At 58.3% G+C, this 26,281-nt stretch carries 22 protein-coding genes and 1 pseudogene; 11 read left to right on the forward strand and 12 right to left on the reverse strand.

The window, feature by feature from the left end; translation table 11 throughout:
• Positions 1-16 precede the first annotated feature (16 nt).
• The 4 genes from Q0Z94_RS00215 to Q0Z94_RS00230 form a co-directional block, all read right to left on the reverse strand.
• Positions 17-781: an ABC transporter permease gene (locus tag Q0Z94_RS00215; RefSeq protein ID WP_298065735.1), complete on the reverse strand. Its 765-nt coding sequence runs from the start codon at positions 779-781 to the stop codon at positions 17-19.
• Positions 778-1,518, reverse strand: coding sequence for an ATP-binding cassette domain-containing protein (locus Q0Z94_RS00220; protein ID WP_298065737.1), 741 nt, complete (start codon positions 1,516-1,518; stop codon positions 778-780). Before Q0Z94_RS00220 ends, Q0Z94_RS00215 begins: the two co-directional genes overlap by 4 nt.
• Positions 1,519-2,454 (reverse strand): ABC transporter substrate-binding protein, encoded by a 936-nt coding sequence (locus Q0Z94_RS00225; protein WP_298065738.1) that lies wholly within the window; start codon positions 2,452-2,454, stop codon positions 1,519-1,521. It abuts the gene before it with no gap.
• A 114-nt stretch (positions 2,455-2,568) separates the two neighbouring features.
• Positions 2,569-3,174 carry a hypothetical protein gene (locus Q0Z94_RS00230; RefSeq protein WP_298065739.1) on the reverse strand — a complete coding sequence of 202 codons (606 nt, stop codon included), beginning with the start codon at positions 3,172-3,174 and terminating at the stop codon, positions 2,569-2,571.
• A gap of 395 nt (positions 3,175-3,569) precedes the next feature.
• On the opposite strand from Q0Z94_RS00230, the gene Q0Z94_RS00235 reads away from it, so the two are divergent.
• The 5 genes from Q0Z94_RS00235 (at position 3,570) to ggt (ending at position 9,164) form a co-directional block, all read left to right on the forward strand.
• Positions 3,570-4,778: a dicarboxylate/amino acid:cation symporter gene (locus tag Q0Z94_RS00235; RefSeq protein ID WP_298065740.1), complete on the forward strand. Its 1,209-nt coding sequence runs from the start codon at positions 3,570-3,572 to the stop codon at positions 4,776-4,778.
• Between the two features lie 15 nt (positions 4,779-4,793).
• Positions 4,794-5,588, forward strand: coding sequence for an amino acid racemase (locus tag Q0Z94_RS00240; protein WP_298065741.1), 795 nt, complete (start codon positions 4,794-4,796; stop codon positions 5,586-5,588).
• 27 nt (positions 5,589-5,615) lie between these two features.
• Complete coding sequence (locus Q0Z94_RS00245; protein ID WP_298065742.1) at positions 5,616-6,617, forward strand: D-cysteine desulfhydrase; 1,002 nt, start codon at positions 5,616-5,618, stop codon at positions 6,615-6,617.
• A 207-nt stretch (positions 6,618-6,824) separates the two neighbouring features.
• Positions 6,825-7,496 carry a GntR family transcriptional regulator gene (locus tag Q0Z94_RS00250; RefSeq protein ID WP_298065743.1) on the forward strand — a complete coding sequence of 224 codons (672 nt, stop codon included), beginning with the start codon at positions 6,825-6,827 and terminating at the stop codon, positions 7,494-7,496.
• A 12-nt stretch (positions 7,497-7,508) separates the two neighbouring features.
• On the forward strand, positions 7,509-9,164 hold the full coding sequence (ggt, locus tag Q0Z94_RS00255; protein ID WP_298065745.1) for a gamma-glutamyltransferase: 1,656 nt from the start codon (positions 7,509-7,511) through the stop codon (positions 9,162-9,164).
• A gap of 123 nt (positions 9,165-9,287) precedes the next feature.
• Here the strand turns inward: ggt and Q0Z94_RS00260 are convergent, their stop codons facing one another.
• The 5 genes from Q0Z94_RS00260 to sfsA form a co-directional block, all read right to left on the reverse strand.
• The gene (locus tag Q0Z94_RS00260; protein WP_298065746.1) at positions 9,288-10,583 is read right to left on the reverse strand and encodes a TRAP transporter large permease subunit; all 1,296 of its coding nucleotides are present in this window, start codon (positions 10,581-10,583) and stop codon (positions 9,288-9,290) included.
• Between the two features lie 9 nt (positions 10,584-10,592).
• A complete protein-coding gene (locus tag Q0Z94_RS00265; protein ID WP_298065748.1) occupies positions 10,593-11,063 on the reverse strand; it encodes a TRAP transporter small permease in 471 nt (156 codons plus the stop codon).
• Positions 11,064-11,117: 54 nt separating this feature from the next.
• Positions 11,118-12,194 (reverse strand): DctP family TRAP transporter solute-binding subunit, encoded by a 1,077-nt coding sequence (locus Q0Z94_RS00270; protein WP_298065750.1) that lies wholly within the window; start codon positions 12,192-12,194, stop codon positions 11,118-11,120.
• Positions 12,195-12,290: 96 nt separating this feature from the next.
• Positions 12,291-13,256 (reverse strand): hypothetical protein, encoded by a 966-nt coding sequence (locus Q0Z94_RS00275; protein ID WP_298065752.1) that lies wholly within the window; start codon positions 13,254-13,256, stop codon positions 12,291-12,293.
• A gap of 254 nt (positions 13,257-13,510) precedes the next feature.
• A complete protein-coding gene (gene sfsA, locus Q0Z94_RS00280; RefSeq protein WP_298065753.1) occupies positions 13,511-14,230 on the reverse strand; it encodes a DNA/RNA nuclease SfsA in 720 nt (239 codons plus the stop codon).
• 157 nt (positions 14,231-14,387) lie between these two features.
• Here sfsA and Q0Z94_RS00285 point away from each other — a divergent pair, with 157 nt between their 5' ends.
• The 4 genes from Q0Z94_RS00285 (at position 14,388) to Q0Z94_RS00300 (ending at position 19,831) form a co-directional block, all read left to right on the forward strand.
• Entirely contained in the window at positions 14,388-15,557 is a 1,170-nt protein-coding gene (locus Q0Z94_RS00285) for a pyridoxal phosphate-dependent aminotransferase (RefSeq protein ID WP_298065754.1), read from the forward strand.
• A gap of 12 nt (positions 15,558-15,569) precedes the next feature.
• The gene (locus Q0Z94_RS00290; RefSeq protein WP_298065755.1) at positions 15,570-16,895 is read left to right on the forward strand and encodes a glucose-6-phosphate isomerase; all 1,326 of its coding nucleotides are present in this window, start codon (positions 15,570-15,572) and stop codon (positions 16,893-16,895) included.
• A 107-nt stretch (positions 16,896-17,002) separates the two neighbouring features.
• Positions 17,003-18,442, forward strand: coding sequence for an ATP-binding protein (locus Q0Z94_RS00295; protein ID WP_298065758.1), 1,440 nt, complete (start codon positions 17,003-17,005; stop codon positions 18,440-18,442).
• Between the two features lie 9 nt (positions 18,443-18,451).
• Positions 18,452-19,831 carry a sigma-54 dependent transcriptional regulator gene (locus Q0Z94_RS00300; RefSeq protein ID WP_298065760.1) on the forward strand — a complete coding sequence of 460 codons (1,380 nt, stop codon included), beginning with the start codon at positions 18,452-18,454 and terminating at the stop codon, positions 19,829-19,831.
• 256 nt (positions 19,832-20,087) lie between these two features.
• Here the strand turns inward: Q0Z94_RS00300 and Q0Z94_RS00305 are convergent, their stop codons facing one another.
• The 3 genes from Q0Z94_RS00305 to Q0Z94_RS00315 all read right to left on the reverse strand — a co-directional run bounded on the left by Q0Z94_RS00305 (position 20,088) and on the right by Q0Z94_RS00315 (position 24,049).
• The gene (locus tag Q0Z94_RS00305; RefSeq protein WP_298065761.1) at positions 20,088-21,497 is read right to left on the reverse strand and encodes an SLBB domain-containing protein; all 1,410 of its coding nucleotides are present in this window, start codon (positions 21,495-21,497) and stop codon (positions 20,088-20,090) included.
• A 226-nt stretch (positions 21,498-21,723) separates the two neighbouring features.
• Complete coding sequence (locus Q0Z94_RS00310) at positions 21,724-22,077, reverse strand: DVU3141 family protein (protein WP_298065762.1); 354 nt, start codon at positions 22,075-22,077, stop codon at positions 21,724-21,726.
• Positions 22,078-22,342: 265 nt separating this feature from the next.
• A complete protein-coding gene (locus tag Q0Z94_RS00315; RefSeq protein WP_298065765.1) occupies positions 22,343-24,049 on the reverse strand; it encodes a 30S ribosomal protein S1 in 1,707 nt (568 codons plus the stop codon).
• Positions 24,050-24,276: 227 nt separating this feature from the next.
• Here Q0Z94_RS00315 and Q0Z94_RS00320 point away from each other — a divergent pair, with 227 nt between their 5' ends.
• Both Q0Z94_RS00320 and Q0Z94_RS00325 read left to right on the forward strand, forming a co-directional pair.
• Positions 24,277-25,293 (forward strand): RluA family pseudouridine synthase, encoded by a 1,017-nt coding sequence (locus tag Q0Z94_RS00320; RefSeq protein WP_298065767.1) that lies wholly within the window; start codon positions 24,277-24,279, stop codon positions 25,291-25,293.
• Positions 25,294-25,531: 238 nt separating this feature from the next.
• Positions 25,532-26,060: pseudogene (locus Q0Z94_RS00325) on the forward strand (transposase).
• Positions 26,061-26,281: the final 221 nt, after the last annotated feature.

Here is a 26,281-nt window from a genome sequence, read left to right on the forward strand (position 1 = left end):
CGGTTCAGTGGGGGAGTCAGCGCCGGGCTTCCAGCGTTTTCCAGCGGCAGAGCACCTTTTCCAGTATATGGCAGGTCTCGTAGACGGCCAGCCCCAGCAGACTCATGGAGAGAATGCCTGAAAACATCTCAAGCTGATCGCCGCGCCCCCAGGCATCCATGATGAGGAAGCCGAGTCCCTTGCGTGTGGCGAAGGATTCGGCCATGAAGAGTACGGCTACGGCCGTACCGCTGGCCACCTTCAGGGCGGTCATGGCATCAGGCAGCGCCGCGGGGACGAGGACATGGCGCACGAGCTGCGCGGGTGTGCCGCCCAGGGTGCGGAAGGCATCCAGACAGCGGGCGTCAAGATGGCGCAGACTGTCCCGTGTGACCACGAGGAGCTGATAGCCGGTGGTCAGGGCGATGAGCAGTATCTTCGGAAGGTCGCCCAGACCGAACAAGGTCAGAAACACGGGTAGAAGTACGATTTTCGGCAGGGGATAGGTCAGAAAGACCAGGGGCGAAAGCACCCTGTCCAGACGGCGGCGGCAGCCCAGAAGCAGTCCCAGCGGAAAGGCGGCGGCGAAGGCCAGCAGCATGGCCGTGACGACGCGGCGGGCACTGCTCAGAATATGTCCCGGCAGATCCGGGCCACGGAGTGCGGCACTCCAGGCGTGGAGCACGTCCAGCGGCGCGGGCAGAAGGTATGGTCCCAAAGTCCATGCTCCAATCTGCCAGAGCAGGAGCAGCGCGGCAAAGGCCAGAGCGTAACGGCTCAGGATGGAGAACAGACGCTTCACTGTCCTGCCTCCGATGAGCTGCCTTTATCCAGTACGCGGCGGACGCGCTCCGCGATGGCCGCTCCCGCCGCGCCGCTGCGTGCGGAGTCGCTTCCGAAGCAGGGATTGTCCAGCCACAATGCGGGCCGTGCCGGACGTCCGCGCAGAACCATGATGTATCTACCCAGAAAAACCGCTTCAGAGACGTTGTGCGTCACGAGGACGAAGGACATGGCACGGCGTTTCCAGAGAGCCAGAAGCAGTTCCTGAAGCCGCTCGCGGGCGATGGCGTCCAGCGCGGCGAAAGGTTCGTCCATGAGCAGGAGGTCAGGGCGGGCGATGAGGGCGCGGCCTATGGCCACGCGCTGCCTTTGCCCGCCCGAGAGCTGCGCCGGAAAACGGCGCTCCAGCCCGCATAGTCCCATTTCTTCCAGCATGGCACGGGCGGCCACCTGCGTTTCGCGGCGGCCCGTCCCCTTGAGCTGGAGCGGAAGCACAAGATTGTCGTACACGGTCTTCCAGGGGAACAGACCGTAATCCTGCAGGATGAAGGCTGTGCGGCAGGTCTCGGGAAGCTCAACACTGCCCCGGCTGGCTTTGGTGAGACCGGAGAGCAGGGAAAGCAGGGTGGACTTGCCGCAGCCGGAAGGCCCGATCACGGCGAGCGATGCGCCTGCTTCCAGCGTGAAGCTCACGCCATCGAGCACGGAACCGGAGGGGAAGTCCTTCCCCAGATCTGTGACGCGCAGCGAACCCATTCAACGTTCCTGAAACACAATGTCTGTCCTGTCGGGCAGACCTTTTTTGAGCAGTCCTTTCCGTTCCATCCAGGCGGCGTACCGGTCAAGGTCGCTTTCTGTGGGAAGAGCGGAAGTATCGCCGAAACGGGGGGCACGGTAGTTCGCCTCGGCCTTTTCGGGAAGCAGCCGAAATGCTTTCAGCAGGGCCGTGCGCTTCTCCGGCCTGGCGTCCAGTGTCCCGGCTTCTTCCGCGAGGGCGGCGCGAAAGCGTATGACTTTGTCCGCAAAGGCATTGTCCACGCCGTTTTCCGGCCTGCGCAGAGCGATGACCGCCAGCGTGATGTCCAGATCCTGGTCGTCCAGGAGGACGCGTGCTCCCGATGCCTCCACCAGAGACAGGAGAGGTTCCGGAAGCAGCGCGGAGTCCATGCGCCCGGCCAGCAGCATCTGGACACGCACGGGAATCTGGCGGATGTCCTGTTTCTCCGGCGCGTCCGCTCTGCCGCCCGTACGTGCAAGCAGTTCATCCAGTATAAACTCCACGATGGTGGCACGGCCGATAGCGCAGGTACGGCCTGTGAGTTCGTCCGGACTGCTGATTTTCGAGTGAGGACTCACGGCCAGACCGAAATATCTGGCCTCAGGCGCGGAATGGGACGTGGTGGCAACGATGACCTGGGGTGCATCGGTCTCGTTCTGCATCAGCACGTTGATGATGTCGCCGAAATGCCCATCCAGTGCACCCGCCCGCATGGCGGCTCCCAGTTCCAGCGCACTCTGGAAGGGCACAATGTCCACGTCCAGACCGTGTCGGGCGAAGACGCCGTCTTCACGGGCGGCGTAGAGCAGTACGGAGTCTGCAGCGGGAAGCGTGCCGATTTTCAGAACGTCCGCGGCAAGCGCGGGCGCGGCCAGAACGCAGGCCAGCAGGGCGGAGAGTACGATGTTCAGCATGGCATGATCCTCGTTGCCTTGGTGGGGTTGGTTGCGGGGAGAGTGAAAGGAGAAGAAATCAGGGGGAGCGTCTTGCGTTTCATGCGCTGCGCCTGAAATTTTCCGGGGGACGCATCAGGAGCAGAGACCCGTGGCTTTGGCCTTTTCCCAGGGGCCGCATACGCCCAGGGCACAGCCCTTTTCAAGCCCGGCGCAGGCGTCCTTCGGGCGTTTTTCCAGAAAGGCCGCCGAAGCCCGGTAAATATGGAGAAGAGGCTCGTTCGGGTTCAGTTTTTCAGCGTACTCGAAGTCACGGCGCGCACCGGCGGGGCGGTTCATTTTGAGGCAAAGCAGTCCGCGTGTGGCATAGCTTTCCGCTGTGGGGGAAAGCTGTATGGCCCGTGTGATGTCTGCAAAGGCTTCTTCCAGATAGCCCTGATCGCTCAGAGAACGGCTGCGCAGTATGAGCGGTGCCGGATCCAGGGGGTCGAGCTGCACAGCCTTGTCCAGAAGGCGGGTCGCTTCTTCCGCATCGATACATTCCCCGGAGTCCGTCCAGAGGGTGCGGGCTTCTTCCAGAATCTGGCGGGCTTCGGGCGAGACTGTGGAGGAGGAAAGACGCCCGTGCGTCTGTGCCGCCGGAGCTTCAGGAGAAGCAGAGCCGAAGAGGCCGAAGCCGCTGAACAGGGAACAGCCGGAAAGGAGGAGGGAGAGGAAAAGCAGGAGGGCGCGGGAAGTCATGGATACTCCGGGCCGGTGGAAAGAAAAAGGGGCAGCGCACATAAGGCTATGTGCAAACGGCGTTTTCGTCAAATCCTTCCTGTGAGCTTTTTCCTCTTTTTGTTAACATGCGCAGAAATCGGCAAGTAAAAGGTAACGAGTTGTTTTTCCTGTTTTGGATATTGACAGGCAAAAACGGAAACGCTTTAATGTCTACATTCGACTTAAGGCCTGTTTGCTCTGCCGGGCTCCGGTGAACCGGGTCATCGCGCTTCCGCCCCGTGTCAACAGGAGATTTTGTTGTCAGCAGGACAGGCATCCGCACAGTCGATACGAGAAAGCGACGGAGACAACCAGGGTGTGCGGTTTCGGTGAAACATCATTCAAACTGGGAGGTACAGCGTATGCAATCCCGAATGAGTCTTCCTGTTCAAATGGCCATAGGTATGGTGCTCGGCATCATTGCAGGCTGCCTGGCGTCCAGCGCCGGCGTGGCCGCCGGCTGGTTCAAGCCGCTGGGTGATCTCTTTATCACGCTGGTGCGTATGGTCGTTGTGCCTCTTGTGTTCACCACACTCGTGGCCGGCGCTGCCAGCGTCTACGATGTCAGAGAGCTGGGACGCGTGGCCACCAAGACCATTGTCTACTATTTGCTCACCACCACGGTGGCCGTCATTATCGGCCTTCTCCTGGCCAATCTCATCCATCCAGGCGCGGGACTTGACCTGTCGCTGGAAGGCCTGAAGGCCAAGGAAGCCGCTGCTCCGCCGCTGGTCAAGGTGCTGATGGACATCGTGCCGATTAACCCCGTCGAAGCGCTTGCCAAGGGCAATATGCTTCAGGTTATCTTCTTCGCCATCCTCTTCGGTTTTGCGCTCAGCATGCTGGGGGAAAAGGGCAAGCCCGCCTTCGTGTTCTTTGATTCCTGCGCCGAGGTCATGATCAAGATTACCGGCATCGTCATGTACTACGCACCCATCGGTGTGTTCGGTCTCATGGCGTTCACCGTGGCCAACCACGGGCTTGGAGTGCTCCTGCCGCTCATCAAGCTGGTCGGGGTCATGTTCGCAGCATCCATCCTCCAGATACTCATCGTTTACCTGCCCTGTGTGCGTGTGGCCGGTCTCCGTCCGGGAACCTTCCTGAAGGGGATTTCCGAACCTCTGATGATCGCCTTCACCACCTGCTCCAGTGCAGCGGCTCTGTCCTCAAACCTGCTCTCCGTGGAAAAGCTCGGTGCGCGCAAATCCGTGGCCAGCTTCTCTATCCCCCTGGGCAATACCATCAACATGGACGGTGCTGCCATCTACATGGGCGTGGCCGCCATTTTCGCCGCTGACATCTACGGCATCCCCATGCCCATAGATAAGCAGCTTACCGTCATTCTGATGGCCGTTCTGGCCTCCATCGGCTCGATGGGCGTGCCCGGGGCGGCCTTGGTCATGATTACCATGGTCTTCACGCAGGTGGGCATTCCGCTGGAAGCCATTGCCATCATTGCCGGCGTTGACCGCATCATGGACATGGCTCGTACGTCAATCAACGTCCTCGGCGACGCTGCCGGCGCCTTGCTGGTCTCCAGGCTTGAGCGCGGCCGCGCCGATTCTGCTCCCGCAAATATCTGACCGGTTCATTTCGCTATGCTCGCCAGCAACGATATGGAAAATTGCAGCGGCGAAAGGCTCCGCGTCATCGGTGTGGTCGGCGGCCTCGGGCCTTTCGCCGGACTGGATCTGGTTCGCAAGATCCTTCGCCATACGGCTGCGCGCAAAGATCAGGAGCATCTGCCGCTCATGCTCTGTTCTTTTCCCGGAAAGGTTCCTGAGCGTCCGACCTTTCTCCTCGGTCAAAGCAGCGAAAATCCGGGAGATGCTATCGGGGACATCATGTGCCGTCTCGCCCGGGGCGGTGCGGAGGTCATCGGTATGCCGTGCAATACGGCGCACAGTCCCGGAATACTGGACAGAGCGCTGGAAAAGTTGTACCGGACATCGCCGGAGATACGTTTTATCTCCATCATCCGCAGTGCCGTGGAGCATATCCGTGCCTTGCAGCCAGCAGGCGGACCTGTTGGTCTCATGGGGACGGAAGCCACACTGCGTACAGGGCTTTATCAGAATGCTCTGGCGGAAGCCGGGCTGGAAGCCGTTATCCCCGATGGTGAAGACTGTGAGCTGATGCAGAAGGCCATCAGTGATACACGGTTCGGCATCAAAGCCTTCTCAGACCCCGTTACGCAGGAGGCAAGGACTGCCCTTCTCAGTGTGGCTCAGCGCTTGATTGCAGAAAAGCACGTCTCTCTCCTGCTTCTTGGCTGCACAGAGATCCCTCTGGCCGTCACGGAAACATTGTTTCAGGATATTCCCGTTGTGGACGCCACAGACGCCCTCGCACGGGAACTCGTTCGGGCGAGTTGTCCCGAACGGCTTGCTTGACATCAACAGAAAGAAAGGTAGTTACTCATGAATCTCGCCAAGTTTCCACGCCGCGGTTATGTGAAGGAACCCACGCCCATCGAATACCTGCCGAATTTTTCCGCAGCATTGGGCAGCAAGGTCAACGTGTACATCAAGCGTGACGATCTGCTCCCTGGCTGCGGCGGTGGCAACAAAACCCGCAAACTCGACTTCTCCATCGCCGATGCGCTGAAACAGGGGGCGGACACGGTCATCACCTGCGGTGCGGTGCAGTCCAACCATTGCCGTCTGACCCTGGCCTGGGCTGTCCATGAAGGTCTGGACTGTCATCTCGTACTCGAAGAACGCGTGAAGAATAGCTATAACCCCGAAGCCTCCGGCAATAACTTCCTGTACCAGCTTATGGGCGTGAAGAGTATTACCGTAGTTCCTGGCGGCTCCCCCATGCTGGAAGAAATGGAAAAAGTTGCGGCCAAGCTGCGTGCTGAGGGCAAAAAGCCCTATATTATCCCAGGAGGTGCATCCAATCCTGTCGGCGCGCTCGGCTACGTTGCCTGTGCGCAGGAGACCGCCCAGCAGCTTTTCGATATGGGCCTCAGCATCGACCATGTTATCGTACCCAGCGGCAGCGCAGGAACCCATGCCGGCATGATCGCCGGTTTCGTGGGCAATAACATTGATATCCCCATGTCCGGTATCGACGTGAGCCGCCCCCACGATGTACAGGAAAACCTGGTGTACAATCTTGCGCAGAACACGCTGAACCACATCGGCGTGAACGTCACTCTGCCCCGTGAGAAAGTAGTCTGCTATGATGCCTACTATCAGCCTGGCTACTCTCTGCCCAACCCCGGCATGATCGAAGCAGTGAAGCTGCTTGCTCAGACCGAAGCCATCCTGCTTGACCCCGTGTACAGCGGCAAGGCTATGGCCGGTATGATTGACCTCATCCGCAAGGATCACTTCCCGCAGGGTGCCAACGTGCTCTTCCTGCACACCGGCGGTTCTCCCGCGCTCTACGCGTACCTGTCCACGTTCCGCGGATAGTTTTCCGCATCTTTGGAGCAGTGTGCGAGCCTTCCCGCGAACGTGGGAAGGCTCGTTTTTTTTGGAACGACGGCGTTTTTCGCTCTGGTTTTCTCTGTTTCCAACGCCGAAAAAAAAGTATATCCTTGATTGTCATGCCGTCAGGACGGTTGATTTTCAACCTTCATCCCCGCTGCTTTTGGCAAGCACCAGCCCTCGAGTACAAAAATGCACTTCAAGAAAGAGACGTACAGCATCCAGGCCGCCGAATATATCCAGAATATGATCCGCTCCGGTCGTCTGGCCCCAGGCGCCCCCGTCAAGGAAGCCGCTTTGTCCGAAGAACTCCACATCAGCCGCGCTCCCGTGCGTGAAGCACTGCTCCTCCTCGGACAGCGGGGGCTTATCGTCTCTGAACCCCAGAAAGGAAAATATGTGCGCGCGCTGAGCGCTGCGGAGATCCGTGACAGCTACGCCGTGGCCGGCATTCTTGAAGGCGCTGGTGTCGTCCAGTCGCTCCGGCTCTGGACAAAAAAACAGGAAAATGCCTTTGCAGAAGTGTGCCGGCGTCTGGATGCGGAAATCAACCACGCCACGCAGCTCGATACCCTCGCCGATCTTGACGAGCAGTTTCACATGACGCTGCTTTCGGCCTGCCCAAACACTTATCTTATCCATCTTGCCCGTACGTCCTGTTCATCGCTGGCCAAATTCCTCTACTATCACTACTGGCGTACTCTGTTTACCCCCAAGGAATTTTACGACCGTCACATCATGATCGCCGACGCCGTGAACAGCAGGGATCTTCTGCGCATAGAAGAGATCCTGCGTCAGCACTACATCGAAGTCGGAGACTTACTCTCCGAACTGGTACATGAAGACGGCGAAAACAGACACTGACGGAGAATCCGCATGAACTACTGTGTTTCTCCTTCGCACAGCGTCGGTCCTGAGGCCATGCAGGGCATGGTCACAGCTCCGCACTATCTGGCGGCTCAGGCAGGGCTGGATATTCTGCGCCGCGGCGGGAACGCCGTGGATGCAGCTATTGCCACGGCGGCAGTGCTGTCCGTGGTCTATCCCCACATGTGCACACTGGGCGGGGACAATTTCTGGCTCATCTTCGATTCCGCAACGCAGACGCTCCGCGGACTCAACGCCAGCGGACGGGCAGCGGCACGCGCCTCGATGGAATATTATGCGGAAAAAGGCCTTTCGCGCATTCCCTCCCGCGGCTGGGACTCGGCCATCACCGTGCCCGGCGCAGTGTCAGGCTGGGATGAGGCATTCCGCTTTGCCCGCGAAACCATGCGCCGCGGTCTGCCATGGTGCGAACTTTTCGCCTCGGCCATTGCCTACGCACGGCATGGCTGTCCGGTGAGTACCTCTCTTGCCCAGCTAAGCGCCGTAAACGCTACGCCGGACGAGACGGGCATCCGCTTCCTCCAGCGTTTTCCGGAACTGGCTCGTATCTTCTTCCCCGGTGGCCGTGCTCTCCGGCAGGGCACGATACTGCGCCAGCCAGACCTTGCCTGCACCCTCGAAAGTCTCGCTCAGGGCGGGGCCGCAGAGTTCTATACCGGCGCATTCGCCCGTGCCGTGGCTGAAGACATGGCCAGGAACGGCGGGCTTCTGTCCCTCGAGGACTTTGCCACGCACCGTGCCGGCTGGGTTAAGCCTCTTTCTGTGAACTATCGGGATTTTTCCGCCTGCAATCTGCCTCCCAATACACAGGGACTGGCCTCGCTGGAAATTCTCAATATTCTCCAGAACTTCGATGTGCAGAGCCTGGGTGAATCCAGTGCCGATTGTGTCCACGCCATTGTGGAAGCCACAAAGGAAGCCTTCCTGGACAGGGACGCATGGGTCTCGGATCCCGATTTCGTCCAGGCGCCTCTGGACGTCCTGCTCTCCCCGGAGCACGGTAAACGGCAGGCGGCACGACTGGATATGCGCCGAGCCGGGACACCCCTCGCCCTTCTCGATCCCCACGGCGATACAGTGTGGCTGGGCGTCGTGGACGGAGACGGCAACGCCGTGTCACTTATCCAGAGCATCTACCATGACTTCGGATCGGGTATTGTACCTGCAGGGACGGGCGTCCTGCTCCAGGACCGGGGCTGCTTCTTCTCTCTGCGGCCCGGTCATGTCAACGCGCTTGAGCCTGGGAAAAGAACCATGCATACGCTGAATCCGGCCATGCTTCTCAAGGACGGAAAGCCCTGGCTGGTCTACGGGACGATGGGCGGTGAAGGCCAGCCGCAGACCCAGGCCGCCATGATAACACGCATCGTGGACTTCGGCATGACGCCGCAGGAAGCCATAGCCGCACCGCGCTGGCTCTACGGCCGCGCCTGGGGAGCGGAGTGCAATGATCTCCGCCTGGAAGGGCGTTTCGCGCAGGAAGTATTTGAGGAGCTGAAACGCCGCGGGCATAGGGTGAACAGGGTGGAAGACTACGCGCACACCATGGGGCACGCCGGTGCCATACGCATAGACGCGGAGACCGGCTTGCTTCAGGGGGGCTGCGATCCCCGCAGCGACGGTCTTTCCGCCGTGGGCTATTGAAAGGCGTCCTGCGCTTTCAGAAAAACACTCCTTGGTTCTGTTCCGCCCTACAAAAACGCCCGCCGTCTCCCCTTTCAAGAACAGAAGGGAGGCCAGCGGGGCGTTTTGTGTCCTGATGACGGCTTACAGCCCGAGAATGCGGGGCAGGAACAGCGAAATCTCCGGAAAGAGTACGATCACGGCCAGCGCCAGCATGGACGCTACCAGCATGGGCAGTACGGGCGGCGTGATCTGTTCCATGGTCAGGTTGCTGATCTTGGCACCAACGTAAAGGTTGACCGCTACGGGCGGCGTCACCTGCCCCACGGCCAGGTTGATGGTCATCATGACGCCGAACCACACGGGATCCCAACCGAAATGACTCATGATGGGCAGCAGGAAGGGCAGCAGGACGTAGTAGATGGAAATGGCGTCCAGCAGCATTCCCGCAATGAACAGGATCACGTTGATGAGCAGGAGCAGAACCCAGGGATTGTCGGAGAGCGCAAGAAGGACAGCCGCCCCGCGTTCGACAAGCCCCACCGTACTGGCTACCCAGGCGTAAAGACCTGCGCAGGTAACTACGAACATGATTACGGCCGTGGCCTTCACGGATTCTACCAGAACCTCGGCAAGAATGCTCAGGGAATCAATGGTCCGGTAGACGAACACCCCCACGAAAAGGCCGTAGAAAATGGCCACGGCCGCAGCTTCCGTGGGTGTGAACACGCCGCCGTAGATACCGCCCAGAATGACCACGGGTGTCATGATGCCCCAGAAGGCTTCGCGCAGCGCCCGGCTCACGGGGATCCGGCGTTTTGCTCCGTGGTAGCCCTTTTTCCGGGAAGTCAGGTACACGGAACCCATGAGGAACAGGGCCACCACCATGCCGGGCAGAAAGCCCGCTGCAAAGAGCGCGGGCACGGAAACATCGGCGATGCCGCCGTAGACGATGAAGGCGATGCTCGGCGGGATGACGATGGCCAGCCCTGAGGATACGGACATCGTGGCTGCGGCAAAGGGCTTGTCATAGCCGCCCTTGACCATGGCGGGGATGAGGATCAGTCCCAAGGCTGCAACCGTGGCCGGGCCGGAGCCGCTCACCGCGCCCCAGAACGTGGCGACACCTACCGTAGCAACGGCCAGTCCTCCGGTCATATCTCCCACAAGGGTCTCGACCAGAAGCACGATGCGGGAAGCTATGCCCGCCCGCTCCATGATGAAGCCCGCCAGAATGAAGAACGGGATGGCCAGCAGCGGAACCTTGGCCACGCCCGCGAAGAAATTATAGGAGAGCATGTCCACGCCCATGTCCCACACCCAGGCCACGAGCAGGGCGGAGAGTCCCAGAGAGATGGCGATGGGTACGCGGAAAACGAGCGGGACGACAAAGGCGACGAGCAGCCAGAACGCCGGATCGTGAAAAAGCGAAAGCTCCATCCCGTCCCCCTAGTAGTTGTTCGTGCGGAAGTCCTCGCGTACCTTCTGGAAAAGGCGCACGAGAATGAGCAGAGAGAAGAGGGGTGTCGCCGCGGTGTACAGCCACACCGGGATCGCCAGGGATTCCGACACCACGTCCAGACTGTATTCGTCCATGACCTCAAGGGAGCCTTCGCAGACCAGGGCGAGGAAGAAGGCCGCGCTGCACGCCGTGCCGAAGAGGTAGAGGATGAGCCTGATTCTGCGGGGCATGGCATCGTAGAGGACGTTCATGCAGAAGTTGTGCCCTTCACGGAAGGCACGGGCCGTCCCCAGCAGCACGACCCACACGAACAGATTGACGGTCAGCTCTTCGGATGAAGAAAAGGAAAAGTTGGTGCAGTAGCGTACGATCACGTTGATGAACGCGATAGACGCCATGACTGCCAAAACTACTGCGCCGAGAAGTTCCTCGAAGCGTCTGTTCAGAAAGTCCCACATGATTTCCTCGAGCGTTGCGGGAGCGGCCTTCCGCCGCTCCCGGACAGGCAAAGCCTACTGTGCGGCCTTCATGTCTTCTTCGGCCGCCTTGACGAGTTCGACGCCGATCTTCGTGGTCCAGGTGTCCCGCACACCCTGGGTGGCCTTATAGAACTCGGCGATCTGCTCAGGCGTAAAGCGGGTCACCGTCATACCTTTCTCTTCCATGACCTTATACGGATCCGTAACGGCGGGAACCATGCCGATGCTTTCCAGATACCGGAGCGCGGAGCCGTCATCGAAGCCGAGGCGGGAAAGAGCCTTGCCGTACTTTTCCGCGTCTTTCGCACAGTCCAGAATGATTTTCTGATCTTCCGCGGAGAAGCTCTTCCAGACCTTGTCGTTCACCGTGAGGAACAGGGGGTCGATCATGTAATGCCAATCGGTGTGGTACTTGTGCCAGGTCCAGATCTGAAGCGGAATATTGATGCCGTTGGTGGGGTTTTCCTGCCCGTCCACAATGCCCTGCTGGAAGCCGGTCACGGCCTCTGACCAGTTGATGGCCTGGGGGTTCGAGCCGAGAGCGGTGAAAATGTCGGCGAAGATAGGCGTGCCGCACACGCGCAGCTTCATGCCCTTCATATCTTCAGGCTTGTTGATGGGGCCCTTGCTCGTGGTCAGTTCGCGGAAACCGTTTTCCGACCAGCCGAGGAACTTCACGCCGGTCTTTTCGATGGCGGCTTCCAGCATCTTGCCGGATTTGCCGGCTTCGATGGCATCCATCGCCTTGTACCGATCCGGGTTGTTCGCGATGAAGAACGGCAGGGCCGGCAGATTCAGTTCTTCGATCTGAGGCGACCAGTTGATGGTGGACGCCAGTGCAAAGTCGATGGCGCCGCGGCGGACGAGCAGAAGCTCCGAGGTCTGCTTGCCGGCCATGAGCTGCGCTCCGAAGTAGACCTTGATGTTCACGCGGCCCTGAGTCCGTTCGCGAACCTGATCGGCAAAGTAGGTGCCGGTCAGGCCCCAGCCGGACGTGGCACTGGGGACGACGCTCAGTTTGTACTCGTTCTTGTAGGCGGCAGCAGCGGGCGCCGAGAGCAGGCCGAGACAGATGGCGGCCAGGAGAACGGTGCGGACAGGATTCTTCATGTTTCCTCCTCAGGATGTTTTGACGGGGCGAACCCCGCCGGACTGACAAAAAACAGTACGCTCCGCCCCTGGAGGCGGGAGCAGGTTTGCGGCCGCCTACAGCAGCGGCAGGATAATGACGAGCGCAGGCAGCACGGCCACCAGCGCAGCGGTGGTCAGCAGCCAGCAGGCATTGGCCAGATCCAGATCCAGCCGAAACAGCGATGGCAGGATCAGCGCATTCATGGCTACGGGCATGGCGGAGAGGACGGCCGCCACCTTGAGCGGAAGACCGCCGTCGATATGACCCAGACCCGACAGTCTGGCCGCAAACACGACGGCCACGGGCACACACACGAATTTGACAAGAGACAGAACCGCCGCCTGCGGAATGTAGCAGGTGATGCGTGACAGCCGAAGCCCCATGCCGATGGTGAACAAAAAGCAGACCGTGCCGAGGATCATGGCCGCCGTAGACAACGCTCCGAACATGGCCGGACGGCGGATGCCCAGCAGGTTGAGCACAATGCCCAGCCCCAGTGCCAGAACGATGATTTTCAGCACCGGCCCCACGCGAAACGCCGAACGCTCCTGAGCATCGTCGCCAGAGCCGTACCAGCGGGCCACAGGGCAGGCCACGCCGAAGTAGAACAGTTCTTCGCAGAGGCGGAAAAGCGAAGAGAGGGCGATGGACTGCTCCCCGAACTGCATCACCGCGACCAGCGAACCCACGGCGCCGATGTTGATGAATGAGCCGCAGCAGTACATACTGCCCGTCTGGACACGGGAAAGCCCCATAAGCCGTGACACCAGCACGGCCAGCGCTCCGCCGAGACTCCAGGCAAAAACACCCAGCACGGGAAGTGCCAGCAGGCGGCTGTCCGGCGAAGGCAGGCCCCACAGGGAGAGCATGGCGGAAAAGGGAATCAGTCCGAACATGGCGGCCTTCTGGAGGGAAAGGCGCATCCGGGAAGAACGTTCTTCCATTATCATGGAACGCCCCGACGCCACCCGCCGCTGAAAGGCGTATCCGGCGGCGATGCTCACAAAGATGATGGCGAGGGTCAAGACGAGCCGTTCCATGATGAAACCAAGGCAGAAGGTTGAAAGATAAACCGCCGGCAGGGAAAACGTTCCCCAGCCATCCCGGGCTGCGGACAGAGATAATGAAGATGAGTGTGTCAGTTTATGCCTATTCAGGAATTTGTCAAATCTTCTTCCGCCGTTGAATGAGTCTCCGAGGCGCAGACAGGCCCATTTTTTGCCAGTCCTTTCGATGGTGGTCACGGTTTCTGCGGAAAGGAAATCCCTGACCTGCCGGGAGCTGCGTTTTTCGGTCAGCCGCGATAGGGCAGCTCGCCGCTGTAGCGTATGCCGTCTTCTTCCACACGCACAACCGCCGTATGGACTTCCACTCCGCACTGGATAGCCTCGCGCAAGGTATCGGCATAGAGCGGGTCGATGTAGTCGGCGGCGCGGAAACAGTTCCCGTCCGGCCGTTGTATGATGTAAAGCATGGCCGCCCTATGCCCTTCTTCCCTAAGTCTCATCAGCGTATGCAGATGTTTGGCCCCGCGGCTGGTCACGGCGTCCGGAAAGGCCGCCGCGCCGTCTTCCACCAGAGTGACGTTCTTGCATTCCACCCAGAGCAAAGGCAGTCCGCCACCGGAAAAAAGACCGTCCAGGCGGCTTTCCCCGTTCACAGCCTCACGCTTCAGTGTTTCGTAACCCTCTGCCCACGGCAGCAGTCCCTGCCTGAACAGTGCCGCCAGCAGACGGTTGGGTGTCAGCGTGTTTACCCCGACCCAGAAGCGTTTCCCGAACCTGCCCTGTCCCAGCGCCTCCACAGTCCAGCGCAGGCGGCGCTTCGGATCCTCGGCCGGAGACAGCAGAACCGGCGCGCCGTGACGCAGCAACCCCAGCATGGAACCGGTATTGTTGGTGTGCGCAATGACTTCCCGGCCATCCAGCAGAGCATAGACAAAGAATCGCTTCTCACGGCGCAGAAAGGTTGCCACTCGGCAGCCTTCGGGATAACGCAGCAGTATTTCGTCCACGTTCGCTCTTCCTCACTCCTCTGCGCGGAACGGCGCAGAACGCGGCCTCGCGGTGGAAAGGCAGAGGCATCGGCAATTTACATACTGTTCTGAAACTGATACCTTTATTCAGTTCTCAGTTCCGCCGTGCAGTCCATTTTCAAAGGAGCGCATCTCCATGAAGTTTGCCGAAAGAATGAAAAATATCAAGCCGTCAGCCACCATGGCCATGAACACGAAAACCATGGAACTGAAGGCTCAGGGAGTTCAGGTTACCAGTCTTGCCGTGGGCGAGCCGGATGCGGCTGCGCCGCTCCACATTCGGGAAGCCGCAAAAAAGGCCATTGATGAAAATTTCTCCAAATATACTCCTGTGAACAGTATTCTGGAACTTCGCCAGGCTGTATGTCATTACTTTAAGCGGCTGCACAACGTTGACGCTGCTCCAGAGAATGTCATCCTCACAAACGGCGGCAAGCAGTCCCTGGTGGACACCATGCTCGTTCTGCTCAATGACGGAGACGACGTGCTTCTGCCCTGCCCGTACTGGACCAGCTACCCGGACATGATCCGCCTTGCCGGAGGCAATCCCGTCCTCGTGCCTTCCACTGCGGCCCGCGCTTTCCATATTGATGTGAGCGACCTTGAAAAGGCTGTGACCCCTGGAACCAGAATGCTGATCTTCAACAGTCCTTCCAATCCCACGGGCGCGGCATATTCACAGGAAGAAATGGATGCCGTCCTTGAATGGTGTCTCGCCCATGACATCTTCGTGATCTCGGACGAGATGTACAGTCTGCTTGTCTACGACAGCGCACCCGTCAGCGCCGCCGGTTGGTGGGCGAAGCACCCCGAAAGCGTCGCTGTGCTCAACGGTCTGTCAAAGTCGTTTGCCATGCCTGGCTGGCGTGTGGGCTATACGCTCGCCCACGCCGATCTTATTAAACAGTGTTCCAAACTTCAGGTGCAGGTCACGTCCCATATCTGTTCGATCGCTCAGAAGGCCGCTGTCGCCGCTCTCGATGGCCCTTATGACTGTGTGGAGGAAATGCGGCTTTCCTTTCTGCGCCGCCGTGACATGGCCGTAGCAGAGATTTCCACCTGGCCGGGCGTGATCTGCCCCAAGCCCGCGGGCGCGTTTTATCTCTTCCCTGACGTAAGCGCACTGTTTACTCCCAAAATGCCAGACTCCGTTGCCGTCTGCACCCATCTGCTGGAAAAGGCGCGCGTGGCCTGCGTACCCGGTGAGGCTTTCGGTGATCCTCACTGCATCCGTCTTTCCTATGCCGTTTCCGACGACGTCCTTATGGACGCCCTGAAGCGCATGAAAAGCGCACTTTTTGCATAATCGGAGGTTATCATGATTCAGGCCCGTATCGATTGGGCACACGCCCAAATGAAGGATTCCGCGGAAACTCCCGGCTCCGGGGCTGCCTACTATGTGGAGCGTCTTAAAAAGGAACTTCCCGTGCTGCCTTTTCTGGCGCTTCCCTTTGCGGAAGAACTTTCCCGCCGGCTCAAAGAGTACGAACCCCTGCTGCAGCGTTTTTCGCATATGCTCCTTCTGGGGATCGGCGGCTCAGCCCTCGGGCCGCGCGCCCTTCAGCGCGCCTTTGCGCCCGGTCAGGATCGCCCCGGCCATACGGGACGGAGCGTCTGGATAGCGGACAACGTCCACCCCGAATGGCTTCAGGAGCATCTGGACAAGCTGCCGCCCGAAGAAACCATCGTGGTGGTCATCAGCAAATCCGGCGGCACCATCGAAACTATAGCACAGTATTTCCTTGTGCTGCCGTGGCTGAAGAAGCATCTGCCCGAAACGTGGAACGAGCATCTGTTCATGATTACGGACACGGAAAAAGGCTTCCTGCGGGAGGAAGCGGAAAAATATTCCCTGCCGTCGCTGCCCGTGCCGGACAATCTCGGCGGCCGCTATTCCGTGCTTTCCGCAGTGGGACTTGTGCCGGCCGTCTTTCTGGGCATGGACTGGGAGGGACTGCTGCGCGGGGCGCTCTCCGTGGGGCGGCCACTGGCCGAGCACCCGGAAACACTGCCTGAACACCCCGCGTGGAAGCTGGCGCGCTGGGCGTTCCAGATGTCGGAAGAACAGCGTGATCAGATCATCTTCTTCTGCTACATCCCCGACTGGTCTACCTTCGGCCCGTGGTTCTGCCAGCTCTGGGCCGAAAGCCTGGGCAAGGACGGCAAGGGCACCATGCCCATACCGGCCACAGGGGTGACGGATCAGCATTCCCTGCTTCAGATGTTCCTTGACGGACCCAAGAATAAAGGCTGCATCTTTGTCTCTTCCCCCGCGGACACCGGCATTCTGCCCCTGCCCGAAGGACTTCCCGCCTCCTGGACGTATCTGGAAGGCAAGAGCTTCGGCGACATTCTCGACGCCGAAACGCTGGCCACCCGCGCCACGCTGGTAGAAAAAGGCGTGCCTGTAGTTCATCTGAACATGCCCGACACCAGCGCCTGTTCCGCGGGCAAGATGATGATGCTTCTGGAAGCCGCCACCATTTTCACCGGCTGGCTGATGGGTATTAATCCCGTGGATCAGCCTGCCGTGGAAAATGGCAAGAAGCTCGCCCGCGCCCGTCTCGGTGCGCCCGGTTCCGAAGAAGCCGCCGCAAAACTGAAGTCCTTTACCTCCATTCCCGAAGACGCCTCCGAGTTCTGATCTTCAGGCCGGACGGTTCCCGTCCGGCCTGCTCCCCTGGCAGCGTTCCGAACAAAACGAACACACGGCACAGCGGGAATGGCCCTGTTCTTATGAGGTATCGGCGCATGGATGAGCACGGTCTGCCGTTCAATCTGGCAAAATCCTTTTCTTACATTACGCTGGTACTTATCCTTATTTCCAGCTTTATCCTGACGTTGTTCATCGGGCGAACCATGATCTCCATGATTCTGGAAAGCCAGGAGGAATATGCGCTGCTTCTGGCAGACAATATCAATCGTCAAATCTTCCGCAAGTTTACGCTGCCCGTGACCTACGCTTCCGGGCGGGTGGCCCTGTCGGATCCGGCTCAGTACAAGCTGCTTGACGAGGTCATCCAGTCTCAGCTCCACGGTCTTCAGCTTGAGACCGTGCGCATGTACGATGAGCACTACACGGTACTTTATTCCACTGATCCCAAGGAAGTGCGCCGTACCGACATGTACACGGCGGGCATTCCCCTTGTCTTCGAGGGTAAACCGCATCATTTCGATGTGCTTTCCACCATCTCCTACGCCCGTGCCCTCGTCACTCCCCAGCTCAAGAACGGCACCTTTCTGCTGCGCACGGTATTTCCGCTTACGATAGACAAGGATTTCAAGGGGCTGCGTGTCCACGGCGAAGCGGTGCCCGTCCTTGGTGTGCTGGAAGTGATTCAGGATCTGACCAGCAGTTACCAGAGTACCATTCGGGCGCAGTGGATGATGATTGCGGGCTTCCTCATTTCTGCACTCATCCTGTTCTTCCTCATCCAGCTCGTGGCCAGCCGTGCGGAAGAGACCCTAAGCCGGCGCATGGCCCGCAACCGACAGCTCGAAGCACAGCTTCATCAGGCTGAAAAGCTGGCCAGCATGGGCAGGGTGGTGGCTTCCATCGCCCACGAGATACGTAACCCCTTGGGTATCATCCGTTCCAGCTCGGAATTTCTCATCCGGCGGCACAAAAGCGAAGACGCTGTACAGCAGGCCATGCTCACGGCCATTTACGATGAATCCTGCCGTCTGGGAACCACGGTCAACGATTTTCTCGACTACGCCCGGCCGCGCACCCCGCGCAAAGACGATGTGAACGTGCCGGAAGTCATCAACAAGGCCATGGTTTTTCTGGAGGGGGAATTTCAACGCCAGCAGGTGGTCATCCATTCCAGCCTTGGCCCAAGTCTTATCGTCAAGGGAGATGCCGATCTGCTCTACCGCGCCTTCTACAATATCCTCGCCAACGCAGAGCAGGCCATGAACGGCCCCGGAGAGATCTTTATTGACAGCCGGCTTTCCGCTGATGGACATACCGTCATCACTTTTCGAGATACCGGCCCGGGGTTCAGCCCCGAAGCCATTGAAAAAGCCACAGATCCGTTTTTCACCACCAAGGACAGCGGTACCGGACTTGGGCTGCCCATAGTGCAGACCATCATTTCTTCCCACGATGGGAAACTTTCTCTGAGTAACGCTTCAGGAGGCGGCGCCCTTGTGACCGTCAATTTTCCGCCGGCTGTCTCAAAGGAATAAGGACTACTTATGAGTGATACTCCCCGCATTGTCGTCATCGATGACGAGAAAAATTACCTCATCGTCATGGAAGCGCTTCTCAAGGATGCCGGTTACGATGTGACCGCCATCAACGATCCGGAAATGGCACTGCATTTTCTGGACGAATCCGAGGTGGACGTGGTTGTCACCGACATGAAGATGCCCAGACTGAGCGGCAAGGAAGTACTGCAGCGTATCAAGAAATCCTGGCCTGACATACCTGTTCTCATCATGACGGCGTTCGGCAGTATCGAAAGCGCCGTGGACGTCATGCGTTACGGGGCCTTTGACTACATCACCAAGCCTTTCGCCAACGATGAACTCCTGCTCTCCATCCATAATGCTGTGGAACTATCCCGTGCGCACCGGCAGTTCAAACTGCTTCAGGAATCCATGGAAGAGCGCTACCGCACCCATCACATCATCGGGAAATCGAAGGCCATACGCGACACTCTTTCCATTGTGGATCGTGTTTCCGTGAGCCGTTCCACCGTACTCATTACCGGTGAATCGGGAACCGGCAAGGAACTTGTCGCCCGCGCCATCCATTTCAGCTCACCACGAAAGGAGGGGCCCTTCGTCTCTGTCAACTGCATGGCGTTCAATTCCGGGGTTCTCGAAAGCGAACTCTTCGGCCATGAAAAAGGGTCTTTCACCGGAGCCGTTGCCACGCGGCGCGGACGCTTTGAACAGGCCGATCACGGCACACTCTTCCTCGATGAGATCGGTGAGATCAGCATGGATCTTCAGGTCAAGCTGCTCCGTGTGCTCCAGGAACGGACCTTCGAACGTGTCGGCGGAACCGAGCCGGTCAATGTCGATATCCGCGTCGTGGCAGCAACCAACCGCGATCTTGCCAAAATGGTGGAGGAAGGCACCTTCCGCGAAGACCTTTTCTACCGGCTCAACGTGGTTCAGATAGCTATTCCACCACTGCGCGAGCGCCGCGAGGACATTCCTCTGCTCATCGCGCACTTCACGGAAAAGATCGCCGAAGACAACGGTATCCCGCTAAAAAGTTTCAGCACGGAGGCCCAGAACTACCTCACCGGCTACGAATGGCCGGGAAATATCCGCCAGCTTCAGAACGTGCTGGAGCGCTGCATGGTCATGGTGTCCCACCAGGTCATTGGGGTGGAGGATCTGCCGCCTGAGATACGTGATGAAGAATCTCAGTTCAAGAGTGCCGTGGATCTGCTCCCCGTGGAACTGAACCTTGCTGACACCATGGACAGGATTGAAGCCGCGATCATCAAACGCGCTCTGGTACGCGCGGATTTTGTTCAGGCTCACGCTGCGGAACTGCTTGGCATCTCGCGCAGCCTCATGCAGTACAAGCTTAAAAAGTACAACATCACTGGGCATTGACGCCGCTCCAGAGTTTCAGACATTCCTCCTGCTGCGGATAAGTGTTCTCTATTCATGCGGTGTCTTGACGTTGCTTTCCCTATTTGCACTCAACTAGCTGTTATGTGCGGTCAAGGCTCTGAAATGTTTCTGTTAACGTTTTCCTAAAACAGTATCCCCTTGGAATCCACGAGCTCATGCTTTAGTCTTATAAAAAGCCGCCAGCAGTCTATAATACGGACTGCTGACGGCTTTGTGTCTGTGAGAGCTTTCCTGTTTACACGTCAAGAATGACCTTGCAGGCCACGGCAATCTGATAGAGGATCTGTGAAATTTCCTTCACGGCCTGCATATTTTTGGAATCCACACGCGGCATGACCATAATGTGGTCTCCGGGCTGTACGGCTCCAGCCCTGGGGACGACCTCGCCATCGGGATGTACGACAATAATATTGGAGGTATCGGCGCGGTTGCTGAACCCTCCGGCGCTGCGGATATACTCCTTCATTGAACGATCGGCGTTCCACACCACGGCCTGCGGCATGAGTACTTCGCCGCTGATGAGTACCACATCGGTTTTTTCCGGGATGACGATGACATCGCCGTCTTCCAGCGCAATATCCGCAATTCTGCCGCCGCTGCCCACAACGACGATGCCTTCGGGCTGAACCTGACGCGCCCGCGCGATGAAGCTGGAGAGCATCTCGGCTTCCTTGGCGCGGATCTGCGCTTCGTCGTTGCTGGAAGACGTGGCCGTATAGGCGTTGTGCTCCAGCCTGGCCAGCGCATCGTCAATGGCTTTTTTCTGTTCCCGGGCCGTGCTTTTGCGCCTGAGGTACAGCCCGCCAAGATTGGCCCGTTCGGGATCTACCGAAATATAGCTCATGACCTCCTGCAAACGGGCGCTGCGTTTGAGCGGAAAGCGTGAAGCGCCCAGAATGGCTCCCTGTGCCTCCACCATGATGGTGTCGCCCGCGGCATCGGCCAGAAAGCGCACCTGGTCGTCGTTTTCCAGCCTCAGGCGGCTGAAGTCACGGAGCGGAAGGTACTGGTTATAGGGCGTTCCCCCGCGGAAGCCCGTGATGCTCACATGGGTGGCCCGGGAATTGGGGTCGGCCAGGCGGATGAGAGCCTCTCCAGTGAGCTTGCCCTTCTCGAATTCGAAGCGTGCTGCGTTGCGCACCTCGCCGGATACGGACACCGAAGGGCCTTTTTCTTCGACAACTATGGTGTCCCCGTTCTGGAAACGGAAGGAAGGAATCCTGCCTTGAAGCGCAAAGGCATAGAGGTCGGCGGAGGCCATGACCTGCTGCCGCCGCAGGATCTTGATGTCGCGATAGCTGCCACGCCTGGCATCGACGCCGCCCGCCTTGTCCAGAAAGAAAAGCACGGTATCCGAGGGCATACCCGCATAACTCCCCGGACGGCTCACAAAGCCCGTGACGAACACGGAAATACCCTGCGTGTCCAGAGGCCGCGCATAGACCTGTACCCCTGTGATACCGGCGACGTTCAGCTTGCTCAGGATGGCCTGCTGTATCTGCTCGGCGGTATTACGGGACAGGCCCGCTACGGGGATCTGGCCCACGCCGGGCAACTCAAGGCTGCCTTCGGATATGGTGCAGACTTCGTCCATGGACAGACTGCCCCACATGCGGACGAGGATGCGGTCACCCTCCTGAAGCATGTCGCTCGTGCCGCTTCCGGAAAAATTTCCCTGAAACAGGTTCCAGCCAAAGGGCTGTCCCTCCTGAGAAGGAACCGTGGCTGGCGCGGATGCCTCCGCTGCGGCAGATACCTGAGCCGGAAGGACGGCAGAGAGCAGCAAAAAAAGACTGAAGAAAAAGGTACGCAACGATTTCACCTGGCGCTTACGCCGACAGTCCGGGCAGAAGTCCGGGAAAAAGGAAGGCTCACTGGACGCCGCGTCCCCAGACGCGAGGCATCATTTCCCAGATATCGTCCTGGCGGCAGAGAACAACGATCTCGCTTTCATGCGGGGGCTTGCTCACCACGGCACGCTTGCAGTCGCGGCCGGCTGCGGAATGGAATTCTCCTTCTACGGAAACGTCCACAAGTCCGCCGAAGTCTTCGTCCTCGATACTGGCCTGTGCTCCTGTGCTGTTCACGGAAATAAACGCGGGAACAGGGCTGAGGGGCGCAGGCATCGGAACGTCGGAATGGGTGGCGGCAGAGCCGAAGATGTGCGGAAGACAGCCCGTCAGCATCAGGGGCAGCATCAGAATCAGGACTTGCAAAGTGCGCATGAAAAACCTCTCTTCTAAGATGCGCTCACACCTGCGAATATACGCCCGCGGAGGGCGCTCTGTCCAGCAAGGGAAGGAGACTGCGTTCCTGGTCTCCGTTATACAGAAAGTCCGTCCGCCTGCTTCAGGCGTCACATTTTGTGCCACAGGTACGCGCGTGGCAGAGATTTTCTCTGGTTCGCAGAGCCGAAGCGGGACAAAAACGAAAGCGGGACGGGAAGCCATGCTCCCCGCCCCGCCGTTTAAGGCAAGGAACGTCCAACGGCTAGTCGTTGAACTTCTGCTTCAGCAGATCGCCAAGCGTCTGGCTGATGCTGTTGTCGCCGGAATGGTAGTCCTTGGGCTTGCGGCGCTCTTCGTCTTCCTTGATCTGCTTAATGGAGAGACCGAGGCGGCGTTCTTCAGCAGACACATGGATGATCTTGGCTTCGACCACATCGCCTTCCTTGTAGAGTTCGGAAGGAGATTTCACCTTCTTGCCCAGTTCGGTCACATGGATGAGGCCCTCGATGCCTTCTTCCACTTCCACGAACAGGCCGAAGTCGGTCACGTTGGTCACTGTGCCCTTGACAAGGTTGCCCACGGGATAGCGGGCGGGAACGGAAGCCCAGGGATCTTCGTTGAGCTGTTTCATACCCAGGGTGAACTTCTCGTTTTCCTTGTCCACGGTGAGTACCTTGGCCTGTACCACATCGCCGACCTTGTACAGCTCGCCCGGGTGACGCAGCTTCTTCGTCCAGGAAATGTCGGACACATGGATGAGTCCGTCGATACCGTCTTCAATGCCGATGAACATACCGAAATCGGTGATGTTCTTGATGACGCCCTCAATAACGGTGCCTTCGGGGAAGCGTTCGCCGACCAGTTCCCAGGGATTGGGCTTGACCTGCTTCATGCCTAGGGAAATGCGCTTCTTTTCGCTGTCCACGCCGAGGATGACGACTTCGACTTCATCGCCCTGATGCACCATCTGGGAAGGATGACGCAGCTTGCGGGTCCAGGACATTTCAGAGATATGCACCAGGCCTTCCACGCCGGATTCCAGCTCCACAAAGACGCCGTAATCCACAATATTGGTGACCTTGCCGGTGTGGTGAGAGCCTTCGGGGAAGCGTTCGGTGATGTCCTGCCAGGGGTCGGGCACGAGCTGCTTCAGGCCCAGAGAAACCTTCTGATTCTCCTTGTCGAAGGAGAGGACCTTGAGTTCCAGCTCCTGTCCCAGGGTGACCATCTCGCGGGGATGACGGATGCGTTTCCAGGACATGTCCGTGATGTGCAGGAGGCCATCCAGACCACCGAGATCGACGAAGACGCCGTATTCCGTGATGTTCTTGGCCTTGCCCTTGACGATCTGACCTTCGGCCAGCGTCTGGAGCAGGGCGGAGCGTTTGGTGTCGCGCTCTTCTTCAAGGAGTACACGGCGGGAAACAATGACATTGCTGCGGCGGCGGTTGATCTTCAGCACACGGAAGTCAAACTGCTGCCCCACCAGGGCGTCCATGTCCGGGACGGGGCGGAGATCCACATGGGAACCGGGCAGGAAGGCTTCCACACCGCCGAGATCAACGGTATAGCCGCCCTTGATGCGGCGGGTGATGGTACCCGTGATGGTGCCGTTATTTTCCAGCACTTCTTCGAGCTGATCGAAGAGCTGCATACGCTTGGCCTTGTCGAACGAAAGCGTGATGGTTCCATCCATTTCGTTCTTACGGACAACATACACGTCCACACGGTCGCCGACTTTGACCGTCATATTGCCCTGAGCATCCCGAAATTCTTCTGCGGGGATCTGGCCTTCGGACTTGAAATTCACGTCCACCAGCACAGTATCGTCGTCCACGCGCACGACCTCACCCTTGACAATGGAACCTTCTTCGAGGTCGCCCATTTCGGGATTGAGGTAATTTTCCAGTGCGGTCTCAAAACTCATTTCGGAATCGATTTGGTTTTCCATGTTTTCGGCACTTGCCATACGGATCCTCCAGACCTGACAAACTGATTCCCGTTTCTTGAGCGGGTTTCCCTACATATCAGAATCAGCCCCGATACACAAGAGATTTCTTGCATAATTCTGCGGCGTTTTTCCGCTTTCCGGCCATGTCGATATTCCCAGGCCATGCTCTGGACGCCTCTGCACGAAAAACGTATGCTTGCGCCGGCTGTCTGTGACGAGAGCCGTTTGGGAAGGGCTGGTGCATCATGAACGCACAGAACATACAGGGTCTCTCTGTGAGCCGGGCCGAAGCCGGTCAGAAGCTCCTCAATTTCCTTCTCCGACGCGTAGACGCCGGAAAAGGAGAGCTGCACCGCTGGATACGCACGGGCCAGGTTCGCATCAATGGGAGGCGTGCCGGAGCCTTCGACCGCATTGAAGAAGGCGACATCGTCCGTGTTCCCCCTTTCGCCGTCTTGCTGCCCGCCGGAAGCCGAGGCCATGCCACCCCATTCCTTGGACAGGAAGACGCTGTCCGTTCCTCTCTGAACATCGTGTATGAAGATGAAGACGTCCTTGTGATCGATAAACCCTCTGGTCTGCCTGTGCAGGGCGGAACAGGGCATCGGGACAGCGTGGCGGCAAGACTCGCGCGGGAACGTGCTGGTGCCGGCTTTGTCCCGGCTCCCGTACACCGTCTGGACAGGGACACGACCGGTCTGCTCGCGGCGGGCAAGACCTATGCGGCCGTTCGTCTGCTCACCGATGCCCTGGCAGGGCGCGGCGGCACACCCCTGCGCAAGGAGTATCTGGCCTGGGCGGAAGGCCGCTGGCCCGGAGCGGAAGCTCGGGAGCTTCGCCATTTTTTGTTTAAGGACAGCCGGACGCAGCGGGTCAGGGCGCTGCCCGCCCCTGCGGCGGGAACGGTCGAAGCTCGCTGCATTGTCACCCCTCTGGAAACGCGGACTATCCATGACAGGGAATACAGCTTGCTTCTCGTGCATCTGCTTACGGGGAGAACGCATCAGATCCGCGCACAGCTCGCTGCCTGCGGCCACGCCGTTGCTGGCGATCCTTGGTACGGAACGGACGGCCGCCCTTCCTTTGGATTGAAACTGCACGCCTTTCGCCTGGAATTGCCACTGCCCCGAAAGGGACTCACAGTACTGACCTGCCCGCCCCACTGGTCTTTTCCCTGGGAGGTATCCGATTCCCTGTCTGATCTTGAACGCAGCCGAACCGGTGTAAAGCTTTTTGTTCCGAACGTTTTTTCTGAGGATTGACAATTTCTTAGCATGTGACTATCAAAAATGCCATTGATTAAAATGCAGAAAATTGTTCTCTATGAAATTTGCTGCTCAAGAATTTGTATCTTTCATAGTATTTTTATATTAGCATACATAAGCCATTTTTAATGAAATTGTCTATCATGCAATAAAATCTGTTTACGGACTAATATCCATGTTTACCCAAAAAATTAAGGGGCTGTCCTAGCTAAGAAAAAAGAGTTAGGATAGCAGCATGTATGAAAGACGCAGCAGACTAGATAGTCGACAACAGACCGAACTTATAAAGTTTTTTGTGGCAGGGGCCACGGCAAGGGCTGCCGGAGAGATGGTGGGAGTAAACCGTAATACAGCCGTATCCTATTTCATGCGCTTACGGCGTCTTATTGCTTCGCACCTCCCTAGTTATCGGCTATCCGGAGAGATAGAAGCCGATGAAAGTTACTTTGGAGGGGTAAGAAAAGGAACAGGTGGAACCTGACAGTATAGTCTATACGGATACATTTTCAGCTTACAACGCCCTGGATATCAACGGGTTTCATCATCGTATCAATCATTCCCAGAAATTTGCTGAACAATATAATCATATCAACGGGATAGAAAATTTCTGGAATCAGGCCAAAAGACACTTACGCCGCTTTAACGGTATTAAGCCTGAAAACTTTTACTGGTTCCTCAAGGAATGCGAATGGCGTTTCAATGGAGGCGATCATAAACAACTCCTAACTCAGCTAACTTATTGGGTAAAACAGACAAAACATTAGTCTTAGCTAGGACAGCCCCAAAATTAATCCGCGAAAAATCAACACCTATTTCATCAAAAATTCCTTTGTGGTTTGAGATCTCCCCCTTCAGGGGGGGGGAAGAGTAGTTGACAAAACGGCGAAGCCGATGAAATCCTATTCCGTAACCTCTCCCTTCCTTAACCGCCGGAGGCGCGAGCGTCAGCGAGCTGGTAGCGCAGGCGGCGTGTTTGTCCGGCTCT

Source organism: uncultured Mailhella sp., from assembly GCF_947631555.1.
Taxonomy (GTDB): Bacteria; Desulfobacterota; Desulfovibrionia; order Desulfovibrionales; family Desulfovibrionaceae; genus Mailhella.

Excerpts from the sequence above, each read along its gene's own strand:
- Q0Z94_RS00250 (WP_298065743.1), top strand. The coding sequence starts at position 6,825 with ATGCACTTCAAGAAAGAGACGTACAGCATCCAGGCCGCCGAATATATC.
- Q0Z94_RS00290 (WP_298065755.1), top strand. The coding sequence starts at position 15,570 with ATGATTCAGGCCCGTATCGATTGGGCACACGCCCAAATGAAGGATTCC.
- Q0Z94_RS00270 (WP_298065750.1), bottom strand. The coding sequence starts at position 12,194 with ATGAAGAATCCTGTCCGCACCGTTCTCCTGGCCGCCATCTGTCTCGGC.
- Q0Z94_RS00320 (WP_298065767.1), top strand. The coding sequence starts at position 24,277 with ATGAACGCACAGAACATACAGGGTCTCTCTGTGAGCCGGGCCGAAGCC.
- Q0Z94_RS00310 (WP_298065762.1), bottom strand. The coding sequence starts at position 22,077 with ATGCGCACTTTGCAAGTCCTGATTCTGATGCTGCCCCTGATGCTGACG.
- Q0Z94_RS00220 (WP_298065737.1), bottom strand. The coding sequence starts at position 1,518 with ATGGGTTCGCTGCGCGTCACAGATCTGGGGAAGGACTTCCCCTCCGGT.
- Q0Z94_RS00260 (WP_298065746.1), bottom strand. The coding sequence starts at position 10,583 with ATGGAGCTTTCGCTTTTTCACGATCCGGCGTTCTGGCTGCTCGTCGCC.
- Q0Z94_RS00225 (WP_298065738.1), bottom strand. The coding sequence starts at position 2,454 with ATGCTGAACATCGTACTCTCCGCCCTGCTGGCCTGCGTTCTGGCCGCG.
- Q0Z94_RS00285 (WP_298065754.1), top strand. The coding sequence starts at position 14,388 with ATGAAGTTTGCCGAAAGAATGAAAAATATCAAGCCGTCAGCCACCATG.
- Q0Z94_RS00315 (WP_298065765.1), bottom strand. The coding sequence starts at position 24,049 with ATGGCAAGTGCCGAAAACATGGAAAACCAAATCGATTCCGAAATGAGT.
- Q0Z94_RS00295 (WP_298065758.1), top strand. The coding sequence starts at position 17,003 with ATGGATGAGCACGGTCTGCCGTTCAATCTGGCAAAATCCTTTTCTTAC.
- ggt (WP_298065745.1), top strand. The coding sequence starts at position 7,509 with ATGAACTACTGTGTTTCTCCTTCGCACAGCGTCGGTCCTGAGGCCATG.
- Q0Z94_RS00235 (WP_298065740.1), top strand. The coding sequence starts at position 3,570 with ATGAGTCTTCCTGTTCAAATGGCCATAGGTATGGTGCTCGGCATCATT.
- Q0Z94_RS00240 (WP_298065741.1), top strand. The coding sequence starts at position 4,794 with ATGCTCGCCAGCAACGATATGGAAAATTGCAGCGGCGAAAGGCTCCGC.
- Q0Z94_RS00305 (WP_298065761.1), bottom strand. The coding sequence starts at position 21,497 with ATGCTTCAGGAGGGTGACCGCATCCTCGTCCGCATGTGGGGCAGTCTG.
- Q0Z94_RS00300 (WP_298065760.1), top strand. The coding sequence starts at position 18,452 with ATGAGTGATACTCCCCGCATTGTCGTCATCGATGACGAGAAAAATTAC.
- Q0Z94_RS00275 (WP_298065752.1), bottom strand. The coding sequence starts at position 13,256 with ATGGAACGGCTCGTCTTGACCCTCGCCATCATCTTTGTGAGCATCGCC.
- Q0Z94_RS00230 (WP_298065739.1), bottom strand. The coding sequence starts at position 3,174 with ATGACTTCCCGCGCCCTCCTGCTTTTCCTCTCCCTCCTCCTTTCCGGC.
- Q0Z94_RS00265 (WP_298065748.1), bottom strand. The coding sequence starts at position 11,063 with ATGTGGGACTTTCTGAACAGACGCTTCGAGGAACTTCTCGGCGCAGTA.
- Q0Z94_RS00245 (WP_298065742.1), top strand. The coding sequence starts at position 5,616 with ATGAATCTCGCCAAGTTTCCACGCCGCGGTTATGTGAAGGAACCCACG.